This is a genomic window from Leptothoe sp. EHU-05/26/07-4 (assembly GCF_043421015.1).
Taxonomy (GTDB): domain Bacteria; phylum Cyanobacteriota; class Cyanobacteriia; order Phormidesmidales; family Phormidesmidaceae; genus Leptothoe; species Leptothoe turfae.
Genome location: NZ_JAXSQV010000002.1, coordinates 686,229 through 709,499, shown reverse-complemented (window position 1 = coordinate 709,499; position 23,271 = coordinate 686,229). Strand labels below are relative to the sequence as shown.

21 protein-coding genes are annotated in these 23,271 nt (G+C 48.4%); 9 read left to right on the top strand and 12 right to left on the bottom strand.

Annotated features, from left to right (window positions below; translation table 11 throughout):
- Nucleotides 1-81: 81 nt before the first annotated feature.
- Nucleotides 82-1,560 carry an amidase gene (locus U2F10_RS04860; protein WP_499871070.1) on the bottom strand — a complete coding sequence of 493 codons (1,479 nt, stop codon included), beginning with the start codon at nt 1,558-1,560 and terminating at the stop codon, nt 82-84.
- Nucleotides 1,561-1,931: 371 nt separating this feature from the next.
- Between U2F10_RS04860 and U2F10_RS04855 the strand changes: the two genes are divergently transcribed.
- The 5 genes from U2F10_RS04855 (at nt 1,932) to U2F10_RS04835 (ending at nt 7,177) form a co-directional block, all read left to right on the top strand.
- Nucleotides 1,932-3,494 carry an amidohydrolase family protein gene (locus U2F10_RS04855; RefSeq protein ID WP_499871068.1) on the top strand — a complete coding sequence of 521 codons (1,563 nt, stop codon included), beginning with the start codon at nt 1,932-1,934 and terminating at the stop codon, nt 3,492-3,494.
- 84 nt (nt 3,495-3,578) lie between these two features.
- Entirely contained in the window at nt 3,579-4,628 is a 1,050-nt protein-coding gene (locus U2F10_RS04850) for an ABC transporter substrate-binding protein (RefSeq protein WP_499059412.1), read from the top strand.
- A gap of 291 nt (nt 4,629-4,919) precedes the next feature.
- The gene (locus U2F10_RS04845) at nt 4,920-5,789 is read left to right on the top strand and encodes an ABC transporter permease (RefSeq protein ID WP_499871066.1); all 870 of its coding nucleotides are present in this window, start codon (nt 4,920-4,922) and stop codon (nt 5,787-5,789) included.
- A gap of 77 nt (nt 5,790-5,866) precedes the next feature.
- Nucleotides 5,867-6,673, top strand: a complete 807-nt coding sequence (locus U2F10_RS04840; protein ID WP_163699794.1) for an ABC transporter ATP-binding protein — start codon at nt 5,867-5,869, stop codon at nt 6,671-6,673.
- Nucleotides 6,674-6,679: 6 nt separating this feature from the next.
- On the top strand, nt 6,680-7,177 hold the full coding sequence (locus tag U2F10_RS04835; RefSeq protein ID WP_499871065.1) for a TIGR03943 family putative permease subunit: 498 nt from the start codon (nt 6,680-6,682) through the stop codon (nt 7,175-7,177).
- Nucleotides 7,178-7,181: 4 nt separating this feature from the next.
- On the opposite strand, the gene U2F10_RS04830 is transcribed toward U2F10_RS04835, so the two are convergent.
- Nucleotides 7,182-7,526 (bottom strand): hypothetical protein, encoded by a 345-nt coding sequence (locus tag U2F10_RS04830; RefSeq protein ID WP_499871063.1) that lies wholly within the window; start codon nt 7,524-7,526, stop codon nt 7,182-7,184.
- Between the two features lie 97 nt (nt 7,527-7,623).
- Between U2F10_RS04830 and U2F10_RS04825 the strand changes: the two genes are divergently transcribed.
- Nucleotides 7,624-9,198, top strand: a complete 1,575-nt coding sequence (locus U2F10_RS04825; RefSeq protein WP_499871061.1) for a carotenoid oxygenase family protein — start codon at nt 7,624-7,626, stop codon at nt 9,196-9,198.
- Nucleotides 9,199-9,329: 131 nt separating this feature from the next.
- On the opposite strand, the gene U2F10_RS04820 is transcribed toward U2F10_RS04825, so the two are convergent.
- Both U2F10_RS04820 and U2F10_RS04815 read right to left on the bottom strand, forming a co-directional pair.
- Nucleotides 9,330-9,947: a gluconokinase gene (locus tag U2F10_RS04820; RefSeq protein ID WP_499871060.1), complete on the bottom strand. Its 618-nt coding sequence runs from the start codon at nt 9,945-9,947 to the stop codon at nt 9,330-9,332.
- Complete coding sequence (locus U2F10_RS04815) at nt 9,929-10,987, bottom strand: NAD(P)-dependent alcohol dehydrogenase (RefSeq protein WP_499871058.1); 1,059 nt, start codon at nt 10,985-10,987, stop codon at nt 9,929-9,931. Before U2F10_RS04815 ends, U2F10_RS04820 begins: the two co-directional genes overlap by 19 nt.
- Before the next feature lie 203 nt (nt 10,988-11,190).
- On the opposite strand from U2F10_RS04815, the gene U2F10_RS04810 reads away from it, so the two are divergent.
- Complete coding sequence (locus U2F10_RS04810) at nt 11,191-11,874, top strand: TetR/AcrR family transcriptional regulator C-terminal domain-containing protein (RefSeq protein ID WP_499871056.1); 684 nt, start codon at nt 11,191-11,193, stop codon at nt 11,872-11,874.
- A gap of 363 nt (nt 11,875-12,237) precedes the next feature.
- On the opposite strand, the gene cynS is transcribed toward U2F10_RS04810, so the two are convergent.
- From cynS to U2F10_RS04785, 5 genes are all read right to left on the bottom strand, one after another.
- Nucleotides 12,238-12,681, bottom strand: a complete 444-nt coding sequence (gene cynS / locus U2F10_RS04805) for a cyanase (protein WP_163664436.1) — start codon at nt 12,679-12,681, stop codon at nt 12,238-12,240.
- Between the two features lie 60 nt (nt 12,682-12,741).
- Complete coding sequence (locus U2F10_RS04800) at nt 12,742-13,641, bottom strand: ABC transporter ATP-binding protein (protein WP_499871054.1); 900 nt, start codon at nt 13,639-13,641, stop codon at nt 12,742-12,744.
- The gene (gene ntrB, locus U2F10_RS04795) at nt 13,638-14,477 is read right to left on the bottom strand and encodes a nitrate ABC transporter permease (protein ID WP_250564935.1); all 840 of its coding nucleotides are present in this window, start codon (nt 14,475-14,477) and stop codon (nt 13,638-13,640) included. The genes U2F10_RS04800 and ntrB overlap by 4 nt, the downstream gene beginning before the upstream one ends.
- Nucleotides 14,478-14,513: 36 nt before the next feature.
- On the bottom strand, nt 14,514-16,154 hold the full coding sequence (locus U2F10_RS04790; protein WP_163664432.1) for a CmpA/NrtA family ABC transporter substrate-binding protein: 1,641 nt from the start codon (nt 16,152-16,154) through the stop codon (nt 14,514-14,516).
- Nucleotides 16,155-16,403: 249 nt separating this feature from the next.
- Nucleotides 16,404-17,180: a response regulator transcription factor gene (locus tag U2F10_RS04785; protein ID WP_163664430.1), complete on the bottom strand. Its 777-nt coding sequence runs from the start codon at nt 17,178-17,180 to the stop codon at nt 16,404-16,406.
- 222 nt (nt 17,181-17,402) lie between these two features.
- Here U2F10_RS04785 and U2F10_RS04780 point away from each other — a divergent pair, with 222 nt between their 5' ends.
- On the top strand, nt 17,403-18,668 hold the full coding sequence (locus tag U2F10_RS04780; protein ID WP_499059424.1) for a PAS domain-containing sensor histidine kinase: 1,266 nt from the start codon (nt 17,403-17,405) through the stop codon (nt 18,666-18,668).
- Here U2F10_RS04780 and U2F10_RS04775 read toward each other — a convergent pair whose 3' ends face one another.
- The 3 genes from U2F10_RS04775 to U2F10_RS04765 all read right to left on the bottom strand — a co-directional run bounded on the left by U2F10_RS04775 (nt 18,669) and on the right by U2F10_RS04765 (nt 22,503).
- A complete protein-coding gene (locus U2F10_RS04775; RefSeq protein ID WP_499871052.1) occupies nt 18,669-20,285 on the bottom strand; it encodes a CmpA/NrtA family ABC transporter substrate-binding protein in 1,617 nt (538 codons plus the stop codon).
- Nucleotides 20,286-20,526: 241 nt separating this feature from the next.
- On the bottom strand, nt 20,527-21,696 hold the full coding sequence (locus U2F10_RS04770; protein WP_458789319.1) for an acyl-CoA dehydrogenase family protein: 1,170 nt from the start codon (nt 21,694-21,696) through the stop codon (nt 20,527-20,529).
- A 264-nt stretch (nt 21,697-21,960) separates the two neighbouring features.
- Entirely contained in the window at nt 21,961-22,503 is a 543-nt protein-coding gene (locus tag U2F10_RS04765) for an OsmC family protein (protein WP_163664422.1), read from the bottom strand.
- Between the two features lie 221 nt (nt 22,504-22,724).
- On the opposite strand from U2F10_RS04765, the gene U2F10_RS04760 reads away from it, so the two are divergent.
- Complete coding sequence (locus U2F10_RS04760) at nt 22,725-23,195, top strand: nuclear transport factor 2 family protein (protein ID WP_499871050.1); 471 nt, start codon at nt 22,725-22,727, stop codon at nt 23,193-23,195.
- The last annotated feature ends 76 nt before the right edge of the window (nt 23,196-23,271 follow it).

The following is a 23,271-nucleotide window of genomic DNA, read 5'->3' as shown; positions in this document are numbered from 1 at the left end:
CCTTATCCGGATCCAGCACTAAAGGCAACTCATTCTGGCGACGCTGTTGTTTAAGTTCAACAATCTGCCTAATTGCTAAATTTAGCTATACCCTGGAGAGAATTCAAACCCATAATGACTCTGACATTGTTTTATACCTTCATCTGTCAGGAATGACACGGGAGGCAGCGTAATCTCTCCAAAAACAGGACTTAAAATCGCCCAACATTGATGGGCGATTTCTAGGAGTTTTTGATCATTATAGAGGGATCCCACCAACTGACAGCCCAGTGGCAAACCATCCACCGTTTTTCCTAGAGGGATATTTAGAGCTGGCAACCCACATAGGGTCCACAGCCCACAAAATATGGGTGAACCTGTATTGGCCAGTCCCAAAGGTGCAGGTCCCAGAGTGACCGGACTTAACATGGCATCGTATTTGGCAAAGATAGGGCGTAATTGTTCACGATAGCGATAGCGCCATCGGCAAGCTTGCTGGGAAGTATCAGCAGAAATAGATTTTCCCCATTGCAACCAATCTCGTAACAAGGGAGAACACTGATCGGGAGCCTTGGATAAAAGAGCACCATGATTTTGGTACAAGCCATGGGCACATAGGGTTTGAACAATATTCCAATAGGGATCAACATTAGCAGGTAACGCCACCAAATCCACTCGAATATCAGCCTGTCTCAACACTGTAATAGCTTGCATTAATCGAGATTGAGCAATACGCTCTGTCTGTTGCCAGTGAGATGTTTTGATCAGGCCCAAGCGGATTGATTGAAAATCTTTTGTTGACCGAACTGATAGTGATGTTGCTTTAAAAGAAAAAGTCTGTTTAGTCGTCTGGCAATCTGGATCTCGACTATCTGTACCTATTAATACAGTTAACAATCGGTGAATATCATTTAAGCAACGGGCAAAGACTCCTACATGATCGAGGACTGGAGCAACTGGCATCATGCCATAGCGAGAAATTAGCCCAAAACTCGGTTTGAATCCAAATATGCCACAGTAGGCAGCCGGACGTAAAATTGAGCCCATGGTTTGTGAGCCCATGGCAATTGGCACCATTCCATCTGCCACCGCTGCTGCCGAACCGCTGGAGCTACCACCAGGAGTATGGGCCAAATTGTGGGGATTGGCTGTCGGTCCTGCGGCGGCTGTGGCCAGCTCTGTGGTAACGGTTTTGCCCAATATAATTGCCCCCGCTGCCTTGAGTTTTGAGACAATTGCTGCATCATAACCCATATACCGATTACGATAAATTTCTGTTCCCCAGCCAGTGGGCATCTCTAATGTGGCAAAGATATCTTTTACCGCGATGGGGACGCCTAACAGTGGAAAAGTTTCCAGGATTTGGCTTCCCTCCTGTTGCAATTTCTGTTCCCACACAGTTGCCTGCTGTTGTGCATGGTCCATATCAAGATATGTCCATGCACGTACCTGAAATTCTCGTAACTCAATTCGCTGAAAACAAGCCTGTAATAATTCTGTAATGCTTAACTCCCCTGTTGCTAGTTTTTTAGCTATCGCTTGAACACTCAAACTATCTAAGGGTGATCGTGGGAGTATCATTTTTTGTCGTGCTGATTTGGGGGGTAAATTGATCGGTAGACCTCGCTAATCGTCTGAATTTGAAAGATAAAATCATCCCGAAGATCAGCAACACCCATTTTTAGTAATGTTTACAAAAAATCACTGAAATTCTCAGAGAAGCGTATTGTTTTATACGGTTCTTTCAAAAACAGTTCACTTATGATTTCTTTCATAGCTCGGTCTAAGCTTGGCGTGGTTTAGGCTTTACATTAAGGTGTTTTGGGCACTAGCGCAACATTCCCTGAAGCCCTTTCTAGAGCAGTATTAGCTTAGTTTTTTACAGTTAGCTGTAGCAGTTGGGGCCTTATTAGACTTCTCTTTCGAAGTTCGTTGTCTCAGCGAATTCTGCCATGCCATCCACTCTCATCCGGGGTAAATATATTATTTGCAAAGCTATCAGCCGCACAAAGGCTGAAATTATTGAAGATGGTGCTGTTTTTGTAGATGACGGTACCATTATAGACGTGGGGACGTATCAGGAACTGTCCGCAAAATATGAACCTGATAAGATGCTGGGATCAGCTCACCATGTGGTGATGCCAGGTTTTGTTAATAGTCACCACCATGTGGGGTTAACTCCCTTTCAACTAGGGTCGCTGGACTATCCCCTAGAGCTTTGGTTTGCCAGTCGTCTGTCTGCCAGGCAAGTGGATTTTTATCTGGATACTCTCTACTCTGCTTTTGAAATGGTGGAGTCAGGGATTACAACGGTGCAACATATCCATGGCTGGTTGCCAGGACCTGCCACCCTGTGGCCAGAGATTACAGACAAGATACTCAAAGCCTATGAAGACATTGGTATGCGAGCATCCTACTGTTTTGGTGTGCGTACGCAGAACCATTTTGTTTATGAATCTAACGATGAATTTGTCGCTAAATTACCTCCCAGTATTGCGGCGGATATGGAGGCCCTGCTCAAGCCCCACGAAGTACCTTTGGAAGACTTTCTCTGGTTCTTTGAAACACTTTGGAAAAAGTGGGAAGGGGCTGCCGATGATCGCATTCGCCTACAGTTAGCGCCTGCCAATCTGCACTGGTGTGACGATGATGCCATTACTACCCAGACAGAGTATGCACATAAGTATGGTGTTGGCATGCACATGCACCTCCTGGAAACTCCCTATCAGATGGAGTATGCCCATCGTCGTACAGGTACATCCGCAGTGAAGCATCTTCACAAATTAGGTGTTTTAGGTCCCCATTTAACCCTGGGGCATGGTGTGTGGCTGACAGAAGAAGACATTGATCTCATTGCCGAAACAGGGACGATGATCTGCCACAATGCGAGTTCTAACCTCCGTCTGCAAAGTGGTGTTGCTCCTCTTAATCATTATGCTCAGAAGGGAGTTAGAGTGGGCATGGGTTTGGATGAGGCAGGCATCAATGATGACCGCGATATGCTCCAGGAAATGCGGCTGGTTCTCAAGTTGCATCGAGTCCCCGGTATGGATTCTCTGGTGCCCGCAGCATCCCAGGTATTTCAAATGGCGACAGAAAATGGCGCTCATACTACGCGCTTTGCCAATGAAGTAGGTGTATTAGAGCCCGGTAAAGCTGCAGACTTGGTGGTGATGGATTGGGAGCATCTGGCCTATCCCTATCTCGATGACACCATTCCTGTTCTGGAAGCTGTTATTCACCGGAGTCGTCCCCATGGTATTGATGCTGTCATGGTGGCAGGTGAGGTAATTCTAGAGAATGGCACGTTTACCCATGTGGACAAGGATGCGTTGCTGGATGAGTTGGCCGAAATGCTCAAGGCTCCCCTCACATCGGATGAATTACGCCGTCGAGAGCTTGCTAAAGACGTCTTTCCCTATGTGAAAAAGGTCTATGACGGCTGGTTTAGACCAGAGGCTTATAAGTCGTTTTACTGCACCAGTTGCCAGAGCTATCACCCATCGTTGGGGTGAAGCTTTATTCTAAAGTTCTTGTTCTTGCTTCAGTCCATTGGCTTCGTTATCTGATGAATACATTAAACTAAGGAGACTTTTATCATGTTTCATTCCCGTACTAACCGTCGTCGTTTTCTGGGTATGAGTCTGGGTGCAGCGATGACGCCTGCTTTGTTATCTTTCCTCAGTAGTTGCGCACCGGGTAAAAAGCCTGTAGGCTCAGGCGGTTGGGATGGTCGTGAGATTAAGTTTGCCCATGGGGCGGGGTTATGTAATATGCCTCTGTTTTACTCTGCTGAGAAACAACTCTTTGCCAAGTATGGGTTTAAGGGAACAGCGGCTCTGACGCCGATGCCTGCTGATGTGGCGGTGCAGTTGGCCACGGGCCAGGTAGAAATGGCGGTGATTCCGTTTACGAATGCGATCGCAGCCTATACCCAGGGTGCATCTTTCCAAGTTGTTGCTGGCAGTGGTGTCGAAGGCTTAGTCATTGTCGCTAAACCCGAAATCAAATCCTTTGCTGATCTGAAGGGTAAAAAAGTTGCCACCTTCCAGGCCGACACTCTGGATGTCATCGTCTATGACTATTTAAAGAAAGAAGGTATGACCTACGACGATGTGGAAATGGTGTACCTGGGTGACTCAACTGAACTGTTAAACGCTTATCTGGCGGGTCAGGTGGATGCTGTCAGCCACATTGAACCCTATGCCACCAAAGCTAAAACCCAGACCAACGGCAATATTCTGGGTAATGGTGTTGATATTTATGGCAGTGGCTATCCTGACTGTGTTCTCGCCGTTCGTAACGAAATCATTGAAAACGAACCCGAGATGGTGAAAGACGTTATTCGAGTCTTCTTTGAAGCTCAGTATGAGATTGAAAATAACTTTGAAGGGGCGGCTCAAGCCACCATCGATAAGTATTATAAGACCGACATGGAGAGCCTGTTGGCCTCTGCCCAGGCTCAGCCTCCCGGTGTGGATGTACGGGATAAGCGCAACTTTATGTATGAGCGTGCGGAAAGCATGAAGGAGTTGAATTACATTAATACGGATCTGGATGATAACTTTGTTAATTTCTCTTTGTTGGAAGATGTGATTGCTGAAAGCCCTGAACTTTGGGAGCGGGTGAAGGTGAAGGTGACTGTTTAAAGTTCACAATCATGGTTCAGGATATTGACTGGATGCAAAACCGGCTGCGTGGGGTCCCTCCGAGTTCCCCACACCCCCTGGGCAGGGCCGGAACGCCGCCCTACAACCCAACGTACTAGGTTATTCCTAAGAGCATTAAGTTTGGGGTTACGGTGGGGTCGATTATATATGTTCTGGACCGGTTTCTGCAGAACGTCTGGAGTGTAAAACCTCAGTCATGAGGTTGTTGTTTAATGCTTCCTTAGTCATTAGCGTTATGTCTTCAACTCGACTATTCTATTCTTAGAAAATATGCAACTCAAATCTTCTGTCAGGCTAGCCAAACCTCGCGTTTCTAAAACGCGCAGTCGCTGGTGGCAGACTGTAGCCACGTCAGCTATGTGGTGGTGTCTCTCGCTGGGTCTGTTTATTGGAATTTGGGAATTAGTAACCTTGCTTGGGTGGGTGAACACTTTGATTTTGCCCCCACCCCACGAGTTTATTGCTGAAATTGGCAATCAGGAACAGTTTCTTGCGCCCAGAATTGGTGTGGAGCGCACGGGTGGCAATTTTGTTTTACTTACCGCCATTGTGGCTACCCTCAAGCGGGTAGTGGCCGGTCTGGTGCTGGGCTTTATTGCCGCCATTGGGGTGGGTGGCCTGGCCTGTTACTTTAAGATTTTTGGTAAACTCACCCTACCAGTGATTACGCTGCTGGCTCCCATTGCTCCTATTGCCTGGATTCCCTTTGCCATTATGGCCTTTGGTATTGGGGATAATGCGGCCATTTTTGTGGTGTTTATTGGCATTTTCTTTTTGCTTACCCTGGCGACGGTTAATGCTATTAACAATGTCAAGCAGCTGTATATCAATACGGCACGGGTTCTGGGTGCCAGCCGTCGTCAGGTGATGTTTAAGGTGATTTTACCGGCGGTGATTCCAGACCTGTTTTTTATCCTGCGGATTAACTTTTTTGCGGCCTGGATGGCGGTGTTGGCAGCTGAGATGGTGGGGGTGAATACCGGGCTAGGAGCCATTGTGATGGTAGGTCGGCAAATGTTTAATGCCAAGCTGATGTTTTTAGGCATGGCTGTGATTGGGGTGGTGGGCTACCTGTTGGATGTTGGATTTCGGCAGGTGCAGCAACGGGTGCTGTGGTGGAAAGGATCGGCGCAAATATAGTAGGGTGGGCATTGGCCCACCCATCCAGCGAGATTTATTCAACGGAGTTGAGAAACGGTGTACAGGAGGGTTTATGGATGGGTGAGATTGTTTGCGATCGCGTCAGTAAAATCTGGAATCCTGACAGCTCTGAAGCCAATTTAGCCATTGACGACATCAGTTTCTCCGTAGAACCGGGGGAATTTTTAGTGATTATTGGTCCCAGTGGTTGCGGCAAAAGTACCCTGCTAAGCATGATTGCTGGTTTGGAAACACCCACATCGGGGACACTGCGATTTCGTGGTGAGGTCATCACAGAACCGTCTCCCCATCGCTCCATGATCTTCCAGCAGGCGTCTCTATTTCCCTGGCTGTCGGTGATTGATAACGTTGCTTTTGGGTTAAATCTACAGGGTTTAGGAAAACGGGAACGCCACCAGCGAGCCAAGGAGTATTTACAACAGGTGGGACTGTTAAAAGCGGCAAACCGCTATCCCCATCAGCTCTCGGGGGGGATGCAACAACGGGCCTGCATTGCCCGTGCCCTCTGTCTTGGCACCGATGTGTTGCTAATGGATGAGCCCTTTGCTGCCCTGGATGTCCAAACCCGTCATCAAATGCAAAAGTTCTTGCTAGATATTTGGCAAGGCACTGGTAAGACCGTTATTTTTGTTACCCACCACATTGATGAAGCCGTTTACTTGGCGGATCGGGTGTTGATTTTAACCGCCAACCCAGGCCGCACTTTGGCCATGGTGCCAGTAGAGATGTCCCGTCCCCGCGACATGATGAGCAAAGGGTTTGAGTATCATCGCAATCTGTTTGTGGATCATCTGCGTTCTGAGGTGGTCAAAGCCTTTGAAGAGCAAGAACTGGCAGAGATGTTGGATACTCGCATTAAATAAATAGCTATGGTTACTCGATTTCCCCTATTGAAAAACCTGGCCCAGTGGGTCACTGGAACCCAGGCGAAAATCGCCGAAGCAGACGAAAACAAAGCCGCCATCGACATCTGGTCCTATGCCGAGCCTGCTGGGGAAGAACCCGATCCCCTCAAACGTAATGTCTTGCAATGGCGACGCTTGATTACGTCCGTGAGAGAACCGTTAGATATTTTTCCAGGACAACCCGTTGACATCGTTGGCTTTGTTCATCGTCAGTTTCCAGGGGCTCCTAACCAATTTGTCCTGGCTCGCCGTATCATTCGCTGTTGCCTGGCGGATACGGTGCCCCTGGGGTTAGCGATCCACATCGATACCGCTGATGACTTTGAAAATGATACCTGGCTACAGGTACAGGGAGTCTTTGGCACAGTGGATGTGCGTAATCGCCCCACGCTAGTGGTGATTCCTAAGCAAATTCAATCGATTCCTGAACCTAAGAAAGCCTACATTAACGGTGTCTTTTGATAAATTATTTGATCCTAATTCCTGACTCAATTGTTGTTACCTGGCGGCTATCTTCCAGTCTTTGCAAGATTTCTATAATGCCTGCAATCCCAGTCCAAAAGGTATACATGCCCGCTTTAACTGGGTTTTCCTTTAAGCGATGGGCCAAAATACCCACAGCTATACCTTCTAAAATATGAAACAACAATGCGGCTGCACCAATCCAAAAAACTCTCTCTAATAATGTATGTTCTGCAATCATGCCGCTCAGCTTGGTTGCCACGAGTCCCAATGCTCCAGCGATTAATGTGCAGGAGACCCCTTTGATCACTTTGAGCACCAGAGGATGGGTGGGCAATAACGGTAGCATAGAGATATTTCCTTAGCGGTCATGGTATCTACACCTCTACGGTAGCGCTATATTTTATTCTGGTACATAAGCAATCGGTGGATGCACACTTTCAAATATGATTACAGACCAGGGACCTGTTAATGCTGACCAGATTGTTTGGGGTAAACGTGATGATCGTCTAAGGCCGGTGCAAAAGGCGGCATGGTTTGGTGCATTTCGGTCCCAAAGATCAGAATTTTCCTACGAAATCACCGAAATTGAAGGTTTGTTACCGGAGGCATTGTTAAACTCCACCTGGTTTCACAATGGTCCCAGTGGGTTTGAGCGGGGTAACCAACGAGTCAATCATTTTTTAGATGGCGATGGTTATCTCTGTCGGATCGCCTTTCGTGATGATGGGCGGGTGTTTTTTGATTCCAGGTTTGTGCAAACGGCGGAGTTTGTACAGGAAGAACAGGCTGATCGATTTTTGTTTCGCTCCACCTTTGGGACTCGCAAACCTCAAGACAATCTGTTGGAGCTTTATCTGAAAAACCCGGCCAATGTAAACGCAGTGGCTTGGGGCGACAGACTGCTAGCGATGTACGAGGCTGGACTACCGTATCAGGTGAATCCCCATACGCTGGACACCATCGGACCCCAAAATTCCCAGGGGCAGTTGGTTTCTCAGTCATTACCAAAATCCCGTTGGCAAACTTTACAACGCTTTGCTCAGGGACAGTGGGCAACGACGGCCCATCCCCATGGTGATCCGGTGCGCGATCGCATCATCCTATGGCACTGGGCCGCCCAGCTCAAGGGCCTCACCATTGCCATTGTGGAATATGACCGACAATGGCAAGAATGCATCCGCTCCCAGTTTCAGATGCCTGGGGCCATGATCAATCCCCATGATTTTGCCCTTACACCCACATACTATGTCTTTGTTGAAAACCGCCTTACCTTTAACCCGTTACCCTTTATCCTGGGTCGTCAGTCCCCGGCGGATTGTCTGCAACTACAAACAAATCAGCCAACGCGGATACATTTAGTGCCCCGTCCCGATGGTCCGATGGCAGGGCAGCCAGTACAAATCGTTGAGACCAGCCCCTGGTTTTCAATTCACCAGGCCTGTGCCTATGATCAGCCAGATGGATCTGTGGTGGTTTATAGTGCCGGTTGGCCAGAGGCCGGGCTGGAACAGGGATTTTTGAGTAGCTGGCAGGGGTATGCGCCGGACTTTGATGTCATTGCTCCCACCTATCTTTGGCAAACAACCATTCAGCCCCAGCAAGGCACCGTCAATCACCAGGTTGTTCTTGAGAACTATTGCATTGAGTACCCCTGTTGCCACCCTCAGTATGAAACCCAGGCTGTGCGCTATCTTTACATGACCTATAGCAACCGTGTGGGGGAGTCGTCTCCCCCCATCGGTTATCTCAAGGTAGATCTGCATACCCAAAAGTCTCAAATCTGGATGGAAGATGGTCTCAGTTTTACCGATGAACCGGTGTTTGTCCCTGCCGGTGGGGACGAGGATGAGGGCTGGTTGGTTGGCATGGTTTACGACCATGCCAAGGAGCGTTCATCGTTGGTGATCCTCAATGCAAAAGATTTAGCAGCCGGTCCAGTGTGTCGGTTGTGGTTAAATCATCGACTGGTGCCAGGTCTGCATGGGTCATGGGTACCCAACTATTACGGGCCACGGTAGGGGCATGGTCTTGTACCTGCCCCCTGTTCTGTATGAAATATTCTGTTAGATAGCGTAGGGTATCCTAGGGCGAGCACATGGCACCGTATGCGATCAGGTTAAAACTCACCGTTGCGATCGCCCTTGAGATGTTAGAAATCATCGCCATAAATGTCTGAATACATGACAGCGTCACCCACATCAGAATTAGTTGAGTCGTCTCCCCCAGCTCTCTTCCACCAAGGCTTTTCTAAATCTGGAAACAACCACGTGGCCTGGTTCAACAATTCGTCAACAATCCTGGCAGGCAACAAACGGCCATCGACCGTAATTACAGTCTCGTCTGGAGCAATGGGTTCAAAGGTCGCTAACTGACTCGCCAACATGTCAGGCTTCATATAGTGATTTGACCGCCTGAGCAGTCGCCGCTCTAGCTCTGCCTTGGGTACATCAAGCCACACTAGCTGAACGCGATTTAAAGCGGAAAGTTGTTCTCTGTAGGCGACCTTTAACGCAGAACAGGTGATGACGGTCTCGCGGTTTTTGGCAATTGCCCGGTGCATATCCCCTTGAATTTCTAACAACCACTGCTGACGATCTCCATCGTCGAGAGGCTGCTGCGAAGACATTTTATGAATATTGGATAACGGGTGTCGCCGATCCCCTTCTAAAAAGTCGCTCTCTAGACGCTCAGCCAGCATCCGCCCCACTAGCGTTTTACCCGAACCAGCAACACCCATAATTATCCAGACTAGCGGGCAGTCGCGCATGGGCTCTCTTCCCCGATGTTAATGACAACTTTTCCTTGCACCTGACGCTGTTCAACGTGACGCATGGCGGCAGGTACCTCATCCAGGCCAAAGGTACGATCAATAAAAGGAGTAATCTTGCCAGCAACCATCAGCTCTCCCACAGTGACCAGATCATCATGATTGGGTTTCATTTCCAGACATTTCACATTGCACCCCCTGCGCTTTGCTAACCAAGGCCCCAGCAACATTGCCTGAAAGAATGATCCGGTGGCACCCCCGATCATGACATAGGTGCCGCCCGGTTTTAAGGCAGGTAAAAAGTCAGATACCGAGCGGTAGGCGGCAGCATCAAGAATGAGATCGTACTGAGACTCTGCTTGGGTGCAGTCGGTTTTGGTATAGTCGATGACGTGATCGGCACCTTGCGATCGCACCATCTCCACCTTGCTTGTACTACACACTCCCGTTACTTCAGTGCCAAATGCCTTAGCAATCTGCACCGCAAACGACCCCACTCCCCCAGACGCACCATTGATTAAAACCTTCTGCCCTGGTTGAATCTGCCCACAATCGCGCAGGGCTTGAAGCGCAGCCATGGCTGCAGCTGGCATGGCGGCAGCGACGGCAAAAGGTACGGTGGAGGGTTTTAGCACCAAGGCATCCTGTGGCACACAGACATACTCAGCAAAGGCACCAAACCCGTATTCGGACACATCTCCAAACACCTGATCCCCTGGTTTAAACTGCGTCACATCATTGCCAACGGCTTCTACAGATCCTGCCACATCTGCCCCAAGGGTTTTAATGTTGGGCTTCAAAATTCCGCCAAACATTAACCGGATCAGCAATGGCGTGCCACGCATCAAATGCCAGTCCCCTGCATTGACAGATGATGCATAAACACGGACCAACACCTGATTATCCTGTGGAACTGGCTTGTCCACATTCTCCAGTCGCAGGACATCGGTCGAACCATAGGTGTCTTGGACAATGGCCTTCATTTTGTCACTTTCCAACGTGTTTCCTTGAACGGAGGCAGAGGTCTTTAGCGTTTGCATAATGGGTCTCTCCCATGCGAAGAGTCGTTTTGCAGATGAGCGCAGCGCAGGCTCCATAGCCAATATCAGCACTAAGTGTCTCAAATTCCCAACTTACACTGTAAGTGTAACTTACGCTGTAAGTATGTCAAGATGTGCATCGAGCCAAATGTTTAAAAACAGCTGAATGGTGAAGGGTTAGGGCTGATCTAAAGAAAAGCTAAATGGGCAAAAAGACGAATGCCACAGGTACATCCCCATCGTTTCCGTTAAACCGCGAACGGATATTAGCAGCGGCCATGCAATTGGCCGATGACCATGGCATCGATGCGCTTTCGATGCGAAAGCTTGCCCAGCAGCTGGGGGTGAAGGCTATGTCGCTCTATAACCATGTGGCCAATAAGGATGACTTGATAGACGGCATGGTGGATATTGTTGCCAGTGAGATAGAGGTGCCTGATGTGGCAGTGGACTGGAAAACAGCGATGCGCAGTCGGGCGATATCAGCCCATAGGGTCTTGTTACGTCACCCTTGGGCAACCATGGCTATAGTGTCACGGGCCAATGTGGGGCCAGCAATGTTGCGCTATGTGGATGCTACCCTGGGCTGCCTGGTGGAAGCGGGCTTTTCATTTGAAATGGCGGATCATGTGTGGAATGCCATCGATAGCCATATTTATGGTTTTACCCTACAGAAGTTGAATTTTCCCTTTGAAGAAGCAGAGTATGTAGAGGCAGCGCAGCAGCATGTTGCCATGCTCCCAGTGGACACCTATCCTTACTTGAATAAGCTCACGCATTATGTCATGGATGGTCGGTATAACGGCATTCATGACTTTGAGTTTGGTCTAGAGTTGTTGCTTAATAGCCTCGATAGTTTTCGTAAAACCTCTGATAGTTTAGTTTAGGAACACGTTACTGCTGAATTTAGAGAAAGCTTAACAACACACTGAATGCAGATTTGCTGTTAGTAGTACTAATTTAGTACTACTAAAAAAGTGGCGCTTCTGGTCCAGGTAGAAGCGCCACTATGCTTGGGTAAGAGTTAGCCCCAGAAAGAAAGCAAAATGAGAGTAGAGGGGATAGAAATATTTACTCTGCTAACAACACTAGCCCATCACAACAGATGATTAAAATGCTAATCAGATCCCTTCCCCGTAGGCAAAGCCATGAAAGACTCCAGCTAAGGCTGCTAACACAACAACTCTTGCTGAATATGCATGCGGTAGGGGCGCACAGCTAGCTGTATACCCCTACCATTTATGTTTGTCTTACCACTTCTTGTAGGGCAAGAATTTGCCACACATGATCACCTTCACCCGATCGCCCTTGGGATCTTCTTCCTTCTCCACATCAATGGAGAAATCAATCGCACTCATGATGCCATCACCAAACTTCTCATGGACCACTGCCTTAACCGGCATGCCATAAACCTGCATAATTTCATAGAAGCGATAAATCAGGGGGTCAGTGGGCACAAGTGGGTCTAGACCACCTTTTACAGGACACTCAGTCAGATACTCAACATATTCTGCTCCCAGGCCCAAGGCCTCAACAATTTTGGTGGCTTCTTCTTCAGAGGCACTGGCCTGACGGTACAGGACTGATGCAATCCAGACTTCGTCGTAGCCTAGCTTGGCTTCCAAATCGGCAAATGATACCCCTTTGGCTTTCTTGGCTGCGAGAAACTTGGCAGAGATTTCAGAAATAGCCATCGCAAAAATCACCTCTTGATTGCAAAACTTAAACAGGAATAACGCTTAACGCAGCTCTAATTATTTAACCTGGATACGAGACTCTTCAACAGCACGGGTTTCACGGAACAGATGGTGTTCCATTTCGGCCTTAAGATCGTGGTAGGCCGGATGCTGATCGATGGTTTCTCGATCGCGAGGTCGGGGGAATGGGACTTCGAGGATCTCATCAATGCGAGCAGCTGGCCCTCGAGTCATCATCACAATGCGATCCGACAGCAGTAAGGCTTCCTCAATACTGTGGGTGATCATGATGACCGTCTTCCGGTGTTGTTCCCAAATGCGCTCAACTTCACTCTGTAGGAAGCCACGAGTTAAGGCATCCAGGGCTCCAAAGGGCTCATCCATCAGTAAAATCTGAGGATTAATAGCCAAAGCACGAGCAATGCCGACCCTTTGTCGCATCCCTCCTGAAAGTTCATGGGGATGCTTTTTCTCCGCCCCTTCCAGCCCCACTAACTGGATCTGCTCTTTAATGGTGCGAGTCCTTTGCTTGGGTGACAGCTTGGGAAAAACGGTTTCAACCGCAAACCGAATATTCTCTTCAACGGTCATCCAGGGCATCAGGGCATAGTTCTGAAAAACCATGCCTCGATCAGGACCAGGCCCTTGAATGGGGTGACCATTCAGCAATATTTCACCCCCAGTAACGGGGGATAGCCCGGCCACCATATTGAGCAATGTCGACTTACCACAGCCCGAAGGACCAATGATAGAGACAAATGTATTAGGTTCTATGTCTAAACTGATGTCTTCAATGGCGACAAAATCTCGGGTTGTCTTACCTGACAACCTACTGAAGATATCCCGTTTGCCTGCAAACACCTTGGTAACATTCCGAATGGAAAGCTGGGCCGAAGGAAATTCAGGTTCAGGAGATACGGCACCATTATTGGAATAATTGACGGAAGCAATGCTCATGCTTTACGCCCAAACGCAACAAATTTTTCTAGGGCACCAAACATACTGTCTAAGATGAGCCCAACCAGACCGATGATGAAAATCGCAACTAGAATATTCGGAATATAGAGATTATTCCATTCATTCCATATAAAGTAGCCTAACCCGGTCCCTAAAAGCATTTCAGCCGCCACAATCACCAACCAGGCGATGCCCATACTGATCCGTAAACCGGAGACAATATTGGGTAGAGCAGCTGGAATAATCACCTTAAAGATGGTCCGCAACCTTGATGCTCCCAATGTTTTGGAGACATCTAGATACTCTGGACTTACATTGGCGACACCAAAGGCTGTATTAATCAGCGTTGGCCAGATACTGGAGATCAAAATGATAAAGACGCCCGTTTTTTCGGAATCTCGAAATATGTAGAGCCCTAAAGGTAACCAGGCTAGCGGTGAGACTGGTTTTAGGAGCTGTACATAAGGGTTAAAGGCTTTGTAGGCAATGGGTGAAATGCCAATGAGAATGCCCAGGGGAACTGCGATCGCAGAGGCTAAAATGTAACCAATTGCCACACGTCGCAAACTAATTAATAAATTCCACCCAATGCCTAAATCGTTGGGGCCATTATCAAAAAAGGGATGAGTAGTCCACCACCATAGTTCTTGCAACGTTTTAGAAGCAGTGGGCATCCCTTTAGCAAACAACTTCAGGTTGGCACCAACTTCCCAAAACACTAAGAAAAGAATGAGCGAAATAACAAATAGTCCCAACGCCTTGACATTCTCATTAAGCCATGGGGACCTACTGTCAACGCCATTAACTTTATTTAAAGCTGGCTTACTTAAGGCCATGTAATCTGCACCTCCTTCAAGATCTGACCGCTGAACTTAAACACCATTTTTATCAATTTGCTCTTTGACATAAGCTGCTGGATCAGCAGGGTCAAAGGTATCGAATTCAAGGGTCTCAGTGCGGTAAATATCTTCCGGTGGGTTAAGCCCCACCTCCTGAGCTAACTCTCTAGCTAAGTCAGTTAAGAAAATATCTTTCCCGATCTGATTATAGGTTTCGCTGGTAATAACCTGATTAGCTTTACCATCCCCTTGTAAATCCCAACGCACCAGTTGCGAAGAAATCCAGTTGGCAAAACTCTGCCAGGGATATGGATCAAAGTCAATTCGATCCGGCACACTCAGGGTGTTACCTTGACCATCCTCAAAGTTACCGGTCAGCACAGCCTCAACCACCTCAACTGGCTGATTAAGAAATGCTCTCTCGGAGATTGCCTTAGCAATTTCAGGACGATTCGCCGGATCACGAGCATAGCCAGCCGCTTCAATGATGGACTTATTCAGCGCTCTAAAGGTATTGGGATTGGCATCAATCCACTGATCGCTAGCGGCAAACGCACAGCAGGGATGACCTGGCCATAGGTCTTTAGTCAGCTTAAAGATAAACCCAGCCCCTTCAAAGACGGCACGCTGATTAAAGGGATCGGGCATTAAGTAAGCGTCAATATCTCCAGCAATCAACTGGGCAATGCTATCCGGTGGCGGCACGGGGCGAATCTTAACATCCACATCGGGGTCGATACCCCCAGTTGCTAGATAGTAGCGCAGCAACAGATTATGCATGGAATAGGGGAACGGGACGCCGATGGTAAAGCCCTTAAAGTCCGCTGGACCGTTGATCTGTCCCTTATAGCGTTCGGCAACTGTAATGGCCTGTCCATTGATATTTTCAATGCTAGCGAGTTTGACACCAAAGGATGCAGACCCTAGGCCCAGGGTCATGGCAATTGGCATCGGTGCAAGCATATGATAAGCGTCCAATTCTCCAGCAATGGCAGAGTCTCGTACGGCCCCCCAACTGGGCATCTTGACAACCTCGGCATTAAACCCATACTTGGCGTAGAAGCCCAAAGGCTCGGACATAATAATGGGTGTAGCACAGGTAATGGGAATAAAACCAATCTTGAGATCCGTTTTCTCCAGGTTGGAGACATCCACCGGAGCGGCGGCATCTTCTTCTTCTGCCGCTTGCTGGGAATTAGGGCCACAGTTGCTGAGGGTCACTAGTGCCGCACCAATGGCTAAGTTCTTAAGAAACTCTCGACGGGTAAATCGGCTGTTGCGAATGGCATCGGTAAAGAACAGTCCGGCTTGGGGGCCAAAGGCCGCTGCAAACGCATTTTCAATCCCGCCCGCTTGTCTTGCCAGGGCCAGCACCAATTTTTCACGCTTTGGATCACCTTTGCCCGCTGCTTTGAGCAACAGAGTCTTGCGGAGCTCGTAGGCGTTGACATTATCGGCAGCTCGCAGCTGCTGATCCTTATACAGCCCCATCTTCATCAGGTCATCCACCATCTCCACTGGGTCCTGGGGCATGGTTTGTAAGAATTCCCAATGGGAATGGGTCAGATGAGCTCCACCACAGATGACGCAGGCCGTCTGAAAATCGGTGAGATTGCCGCGATCGCAATTTAGATTGTTCCACCCTTGATCAGTTTGTGCGGAGGTTAAAACCATAGGATTACTCACCTTAACTAGCGTTGACTGAGACTATTGGTTATCCACGTAAGTTAAACGGCGTCCAAGGGAAAATGGATAATGTCCTTTGCAATAGAACTCCACACTTGGACACGAACTAAGTTTATATGCGGGATTTGATAGTAAAATTTATACCAATCACTTCTAGGGATTACATTGGATTATTTTTTGCAAAACTAGGACTTTTTAAGTCTGTTGGCTGTTTATAGCGTTGTTTTGTTGCGATTGTTACGAATTGGGACCACTCCGCCAAACCTGTGGCGTCACGCCATGGAGCTTGCGAAATTGTCGAGTGAAATAGCCAGCATCGGTGTAGCCGATAGAGCTGGCTATTTGTTTAATGGACTCAGCCGTATTGGACAATAATTGTCGAGCTTGAGCCATGCGCCGGGCAATAATCCAAGCTTTTACCGTTCGACCTGTATGGCTTTGGGATAGATTCGTTAAATAAGCAGGAGAGTAGCCCACAGCCTGAGCTACATCGGTTAAGTTAATGGGTTTTTGATAATGAGCTTCGATAAATTCGAAAACAGCGTTCAGTCGCGGACATTCAGGAAAGATTGTTTCAGCAGTAGCCTGATCCTGACCCTGGGCATCCATAAAAGATGTTGCTTGTAACCCGCGTTTAAGTTCATCTTGACGCTTTAGGCGGGATGCGATCGCATCCAAAAAAGTCTCTACCGTACAGGGTTTTGTCAAATAGTCATCTGCCCCCAAGGTCATACCCTGTCGGAGGTCTGCCATTGTTACCTTGGCCGTTAAAAAGATCAATGGAATTGCAGCTGTCACCGCGTTCCCTCTAAGGGAGGTCAATACCTCATAGCCATTCATGTCTGGCATCATAATGTCGCAAACCACCAGATCAGGACGATGTTTTGTCGCTAGTCTAACGCCAGTAGACCCATTTTCTGCGCCAATGCCTTTGAACTTTTCAAATTTCAAACAGCGGAGAAAAATTTCTCTTGTTTGGGCCTCATCTTCAATGACCAGAATCGTTTTCACCATGGCCCCTACCATCTAAGATGGAAATTAAGATAATACTCTTGCCGTTGCTGACCTCCAGGAAAAACAAATCCAACCCGTTCTAACCAATCATTTTAGACCGATGGCTCCAATAAATCAGCAAGGGCCTACCCTCTGCTGAGGGTATTTTGTATGCTTAACTAACAGGTTTAAGGGTTTTAGGAACCAGTCGTGGTGTAGTGCACTACAGTCTTGAACAGCTTTATGGAACCACGTGATGCCGCTAGCCTTTCAGAACATGACGAACTTGAAGCTCTACGTCGTCAACATCAGCTAATTCTCAACGCCGTGGGCGAGGGGGTCTATGGGTTAGACCTGCAGGGCAATGTTACCTTTGTGAATCCAGCCGCCGCTGCCATGATCGATTGGGAGATGGAGGATTTGATCGGTCAGTCGATGCATCGAGTTCTCCATCATTCCCATGCTGATGGCAGTCCTTATCCCAGGGAATGTTGTCCGATCTATGAAGTTTTCCAACAAGGGCATGTGCAAAGGGTTACCGATGAAGTCTTTTGGCGCAAGGATGGCACCTGTTTCCCGGTGGAATACATTAGTACGCCCATGCGCGACGATCATGGCGAACTGATTGGGGCGGTGGTGACCTTTCGCGATATCAGCCAACGCAAGTGGGCTGAAACGGTCTTGCAACAGACCAACGAAGATTTAGAACTCAAAGTAAAAAAGCGGACAGCCGAGCTCTATGCGGCCAATGAGCGATTGCGGGAGTTGAGTGACCTCAAGTCCAGATTTGTCTCCATGGTGTGCCATGAATTTCGCAATCCAATGAATAATATTGCGCTGTCAGTCTCCTCTTTAAATCGGTATGACGAACAATTATCGCAGTCGCAGAAAAATCAATATCTTGTGACTATTAAAGAGAATATTGAGCGCATGACTCAGATGATCGACGATATTTTAGTGCTTGGTAAATTGGAAGCCAAGCGCTTATGCCTCAACCCTGAGCCCCTAAATCTCGTCGACTTTTGTCGCAATCTGCTGACAGAACTGCCCTCACAAACGGGGCAGCTGGAATTCACTGGCAGACACAAACCTTTGATCGCGAAACTAGATCAAACGCTTTTGCGTTCAATTTTGACCAATATTCTGTCTAATGCTGTTCGCTACACCCTGGATGGCAGATCTGTTTATTTGTCTCTATTCCGCCATAAGGAACAGGCAGTTTTTGTAGTCAAAGACAACGGTCTAGGAATTCCGCCGGAAGATTATCCCCATCTATTTGAACCGTTTCACCGAGGCAAGAATGTCAGTAACATTCCAGGTACTGGATTAGGCCTAAGTATTGTCAAACAGTTTGTTGATTTCCAACAGGGAGATATTCAGGTCAAAAGCCAGCTGGGCACAGGGACAACGTTTAAGGTGATTTTGCCATTGTCGTTGCCAGTTGTTGAGACCCACTCCGATCTCGGAGTCTATCCTAGACGAGACTCCGAGATCCGTCATCCGGGTTAATTAAACGCCAAACTTATCAACCTGCTCTTTCAAGTACTCATCGGCTTTGTCTGGGTCAAAATCGCCAAACTTCATCTTTTCGATCCGGGAGATTTCCTCGGGTGAATCCACACCCAGTTCTAGGGCGAGTTCCCGCGCTAGATCCGTCAAGAAGAACTCTCGACCACCATCGGCAATCTTATCCGCCGACGTGTAATCCCAGCGTACGAGCTGTGTAGTAATCCAGCTGGCAAAACTCTTCCAAGGGTAGGGGTCAAAGTAAATCCGATCGGGAATGTCAAAGGTGTTGCCCTGACCATCTTCAAACTGACCGGTCATGACAGCTTCCAGCACTGGCAAGGGCTGATTCAGATATTCACGAGGGGCAATAGCCGCTGCAATTTCCTTACGGTTGGCTGGATTGTTGGCGTAGGTAGCCCCGTCAATAATGGCCTTGTTAAGGGCGCGGAATGTGTTGGGGTGTTCATCAATCCAATTCTGAGCAGCAACAAAGGCGCAGCAGGGATGCCCTTGCCACAGGTCTTTGGTTAAGATGTGAATGAAACCAATGTCATCCTGCACGACCCGCTGGGTAAAGTTGTCGGGCAGGATAAAGGCATCAATTTGACCGGTGGACATTTTTGCGATCGCATCCGGCGGGGGCAAAATCAACAGCTTCACATCGTTGTCTGGATCCAACCCGCCAGTGGCCAGGTAGTACCGTAACAGCAGGTTATGGTTGGAATAATCATAGGGAATGCCGATGGTCATGCCCTTAAAGTCGGCGGGACCGCTGACATTGCCCAGGTGTTTGTTGGCAACGGCAATACCCTGGCCGTTGTTGTTCTCAATGCTGGCTAGCTTAATTGAGAAAGGAGTGGACCCCAAGCCAAGGGACATGGCAATGGGCATGGGTGCAAGCATGTGGTAAGCGTCGAGTTCACCTGCGATCGCAGCATCCCTGACCACCGACCAGCTAGCATACTTCATCAGCTCCACATCGAGACCATGCTTCTCATAGAAGCCCAGCGGCTGCGACATAATAATTGGAGTCGCACAGGTGATCGGCAAAAACGCTAGCTTCAGACTCGTTTTCTCCAACGAGCCAGCAGGGGCACCAGCAACAGACCCTTGAGGATCATCAGCAACCTCCGCTGAATCGGCACAGTTGGCTAACGTGACCAAAGCTGCCCCCACAGCAATGTTCTGTAAAAACTTACGCCGAGTTACCTGACTGATGCGCTGAGCATCACTAAAAAACTCTCCAGCCTTAGGTCCAAAGGCTGCACCAAACGCCTGATCCAGACCGCCTGCCAGGTCAATTAAATCTCGAACCAGCCGCTCTCGCTTGGGGCTACCCTTGCCCACCTTACTCACAAACAGAGCCGTTCGTAGCTCCGCCTGACTAATAGCATCAGCAGTCTCAATGGCCTCTGGCTTATAAAACCGCATTTTAGCCAGATCATCGATCAGATCAGCCGGATTTTGGGGCATCTCCGACTCAGCCATCAAACGCCAGTGGTCCTGAGTAGAATGATAACTTCCACAAACAACGCAGCGGGTCGGCATGGTATTAGTCCCACCATATTGGCAAGAAAGACTATTCCACTGGCGGAACTGATCCGTGACCGATTTCATATTAATTTTTGGGTAGAACTAAAGCCTGATTATATCTATTAGAACGGTTAATCTATCTTATTTTCGTATCAACGGATACCGTTTTACAGACTTTGATTTTCGTTACAACCCTCAGTGTCCACTGCCTACAAGGTCGGCTAAGTGATGCATTCAAAGGCTATATTTCCTAAACCTGAATGTCCCCTCCAGTCAAGTAGCCTGTAGGAGGGTAAGCAATTCCCACCCTCCCAATTTGAGACTGTTAGGCAACCGACAAAGCGGGTTGCTGCTTCATATCAGCCAACATCTTCTTCAGATGCTTGAGAGCGGGAGTCACAATCGCCACAAAATAAGCTTCCCGCAACTTACGCTCTGCCGGGCTACCATGCACATAGGCTCTGGCCCCCGCATGCAGCATGGCCGCTTGAGCAGACCGTAACGAGAGTTCTGCACCGGTTACCCGGGCTTGAATAATCTCGCGATCCAGTTGTGGATCAGCCAACCCTGTACATTCATTCAGCTGGTCAGCCAGGCTGTAGGTATGCAACCGAGCCATGTGCAAAGCATCAGCCAGGTCTTCAACTTGATCATCCAAATAGCAATTTACATGACCCAGACGCTTATTAGACCGACGCATCAGCTCAATACAGCTATCGGCTAATCCTAACCCCATACCCATCTGGGTCAAGATAAATCCAGGGCGAATGCAGGCGACATACTCCTCACAGGGAGATGCCAAAACCCACTCATCTGGAACAAAGGCATCGCGGAATACACAGCTATAGGTGCCTGTCCCTTCCAGGGCAATAAAGTGAGCATTAAGCCGCAGCGACATCCCCTCTAGCGCATCGGAAACAAGCGCCATCATGTAGTCTTCCGAATCAGCCAGTTTGGCGGCAATCCCAAAATAGTGGCCAGGCCCCAAATTAGACACCCAGGGCAGCAGGCCGTTGACGATGTAGCCACCGTCCACACGCGTTGCCGTCAGGGCAATTTTCTCAATATCGGCAAAATGCTTCATGGGGTTTGATAACCCAGTACCGGCTAGCACCTGACCCGTCGCGACTTTAGGCAGCATCTCTGCTTTCAGCGTCGTGTTCTGAGTGTTTTCTAAGTACCAGGTGCAGGCCACCTGACACCAGGTAATAAATCCGGTCGAAAGACAGTCTTTAGAAATTTCTTCAATGCTTTGAATCGCTGTTCTCAATCCTTTACCCGACCCCTGGTAGTCTGTGGACACTGCATGGGCAAAGGCATGGGTAGTCCCTAGCTGGTGCATAATCTGATCCGGATACTCTCCTTTGAGATCAATGTCTTGCACCTTAGGTGTCAGCACTTGATTAATTACAGTGCGTAGGTTAGCAATGGCCGGATCTGAATCTAAGGTTGCCGAAGATGCCTTATGATTCGATGATTTTGAAATGGTTTGCATGGCGATGCTCTATAAAAGGCCGATGTATTGAGTTGGGCTGATAAAGCGGTATGTGATGATCGCTGGGTTAGATTTTTGAAGCTTGAAAACCTAATGGAGACCTAACGATGCCAAAATATTGTATTGGTTGCCAGAATCGACATTACCCAAACGAATATACGCAAGAAATGCCCTAAGCCAGAGACGAAAAGGTTAAAGAGAAGTTTCCGGAGTTTCTCACGGTAGAAACTCCGACTTTAGATAAATTTAATCCAACCGTTCCAATTAAACCGTTGAAACCGATACCGGCATAGGGTTGCTTAATGTCGCAGACACCGGTGACCATGTATTCGCATGGGTCACCATTTCCTCTAGCACTGCCCGGTCAGCATCACCGTCGATGTCTACCTTAACGCGGACATCAGTAAACCCAGCCTGAGGCTTGGCCAGTTCTCCAGTCCCCCAGGTGCTAACAATGTTGATATCGCCTTCTAGGGCAACTTCTAGCTTAGTTAAGGTAACGCCTTTTGCGGCTGCATTGGCCTGAATGCCCACCACCAAGCAGGAACCCAGGGCTCCCAACACAATCTCAGATGGGTTGGGTGCGGTATTATCTCCCAAAAGAACAGGAGGTTCATCAATGGCAAATGCGTCCAGATCACGGGCGTAGTTAAGGCTGCGAAACTTGCCTGTGCAGACAGTTTTAACTTTTAGGGTTTTATCGGCAGGGTTGGCCTTATTCTTAGCGGCTAAATCTGTTAGACCGTCTTGAGGAATGGGGGTAAGCGGTGCCTTTACCTCAGCGGTTACGGTAGTTGCTTCGGCCATGATTTTATCCAAGTAGAATGATCACTCTACTTAAGATACAAGAAACTCCTGGGAGGTGAAAGGTCAATGTTATTGATTGATAAAAATAGAGAGCACTGAGAGCCCCAAGAAAATCCTAGTTTTCCAAAAGTTCGTCCCATCTACCTGGCACGCTGAGGGGTATATATAGGGAGAATGAACTCCGAATTCACTCTTTGACTGATTACTCAGGATTCTTGCCCATGTCAGCTTCGAAACTGGTCCCCCCATTTACCTATGAGATTGCTGTTAAAAAAGTTCGTATGGCAGAAGATGCCTGGAACAGTAGAGATCCACAGCGGGTTTCCATGGCTTACTCAGAAAATAGCCACTGGCGCAATCGGGCTGAGGTTTTTCAGGGACGAGATGCGATTCGAGAGTTTTTGACCCGAAAATGGGATAAAGAACTGGATTATCGTTTGACTAAGGAGATTTGGGCCTTTGGTGAGAATCGGATCGCCGTGCGCTTTCAGTATGAATGGCACGATGATGCCGGTCAGTGGTATCGCGCCTATGGTAATGAGAATTGGGAATTTGACGAGGATGGGTTAATGCGTCGCCGAGAGGCGAGCATTAACGATAAGCCCATTACTGAAGAAGAACGTCGCTTTTTCTGGCCTGCACCTGGTCCTCGTCCAGACGATCACCCGGGGCTGATTGATTCTCCAGAGTAGTGCGATCGCACCAACTATAATAATGGGGCACTGCCCCGCAGGGTGCCTGCCAATATTCCTAGGGGAACTCCCCATA

Excerpts from the sequence above, each read along its gene's own strand:
- U2F10_RS04860 (WP_499871070.1), bottom strand. The coding sequence starts at position 1,560 with ATGATACTCCCACGATCACCCTTAGATAGTTTGAGTGTTCAAGCGATA.
- U2F10_RS04855 (WP_499871068.1), top strand. The coding sequence starts at position 1,932 with ATGCCATCCACTCTCATCCGGGGTAAATATATTATTTGCAAAGCTATC.
- U2F10_RS04850 (WP_499059412.1), top strand. The coding sequence starts at position 3,579 with ATGTTTCATTCCCGTACTAACCGTCGTCGTTTTCTGGGTATGAGTCTG.
- U2F10_RS04845 (WP_499871066.1), top strand. The coding sequence starts at position 4,920 with ATGCAACTCAAATCTTCTGTCAGGCTAGCCAAACCTCGCGTTTCTAAA.
- U2F10_RS04840 (WP_163699794.1), top strand. The coding sequence starts at position 5,867 with ATGGGTGAGATTGTTTGCGATCGCGTCAGTAAAATCTGGAATCCTGAC.
- U2F10_RS04835 (WP_499871065.1), top strand. The coding sequence starts at position 6,680 with ATGGTTACTCGATTTCCCCTATTGAAAAACCTGGCCCAGTGGGTCACT.
- U2F10_RS04830 (WP_499871063.1), bottom strand. The coding sequence starts at position 7,526 with ATGCTACCGTTATTGCCCACCCATCCTCTGGTGCTCAAAGTGATCAAA.
- U2F10_RS04825 (WP_499871061.1), top strand. The coding sequence starts at position 7,624 with ATGATTACAGACCAGGGACCTGTTAATGCTGACCAGATTGTTTGGGGT.
- U2F10_RS04820 (WP_499871060.1), bottom strand. The coding sequence starts at position 9,947 with ATGCGCGACTGCCCGCTAGTCTGGATAATTATGGGTGTTGCTGGTTCG.
- U2F10_RS04815 (WP_499871058.1), bottom strand. The coding sequence starts at position 10,987 with ATGCAAACGCTAAAGACCTCTGCCTCCGTTCAAGGAAACACGTTGGAA.
- U2F10_RS04810 (WP_499871056.1), top strand. The coding sequence starts at position 11,191 with ATGGGCAAAAAGACGAATGCCACAGGTACATCCCCATCGTTTCCGTTA.
- cynS (WP_163664436.1), bottom strand. The coding sequence starts at position 12,681 with ATGGCTATTTCTGAAATCTCTGCCAAGTTTCTCGCAGCCAAGAAAGCC.
- U2F10_RS04800 (WP_499871054.1), bottom strand. The coding sequence starts at position 13,641 with ATGAGCATTGCTTCCGTCAATTATTCCAATAATGGTGCCGTATCTCCT.
- ntrB (WP_250564935.1), bottom strand. The coding sequence starts at position 14,477 with ATGGCCTTAAGTAAGCCAGCTTTAAATAAAGTTAATGGCGTTGACAGT.
- U2F10_RS04790 (WP_163664432.1), bottom strand. The coding sequence starts at position 16,154 with ATGGTTTTAACCTCCGCACAAACTGATCAAGGGTGGAACAATCTAAAT.
- U2F10_RS04785 (WP_163664430.1), bottom strand. The coding sequence starts at position 17,180 with ATGGTGAAAACGATTCTGGTCATTGAAGATGAGGCCCAAACAAGAGAA.
- U2F10_RS04780 (WP_499059424.1), top strand. The coding sequence starts at position 17,403 with ATGGAACCACGTGATGCCGCTAGCCTTTCAGAACATGACGAACTTGAA.
- U2F10_RS04775 (WP_499871052.1), bottom strand. The coding sequence starts at position 20,285 with ATGAAATCGGTCACGGATCAGTTCCGCCAGTGGAATAGTCTTTCTTGC.
- U2F10_RS04770 (WP_458789319.1), bottom strand. The coding sequence starts at position 21,696 with ATGCAAACCATTTCAAAATCATCGAATCATAAGGCATCTTCGGCAACC.
- U2F10_RS04765 (WP_163664422.1), bottom strand. The coding sequence starts at position 22,503 with ATGGCCGAAGCAACTACCGTAACCGCTGAGGTAAAGGCACCGCTTACC.
- U2F10_RS04760 (WP_499871050.1), top strand. The coding sequence starts at position 22,725 with ATGTCAGCTTCGAAACTGGTCCCCCCATTTACCTATGAGATTGCTGTT.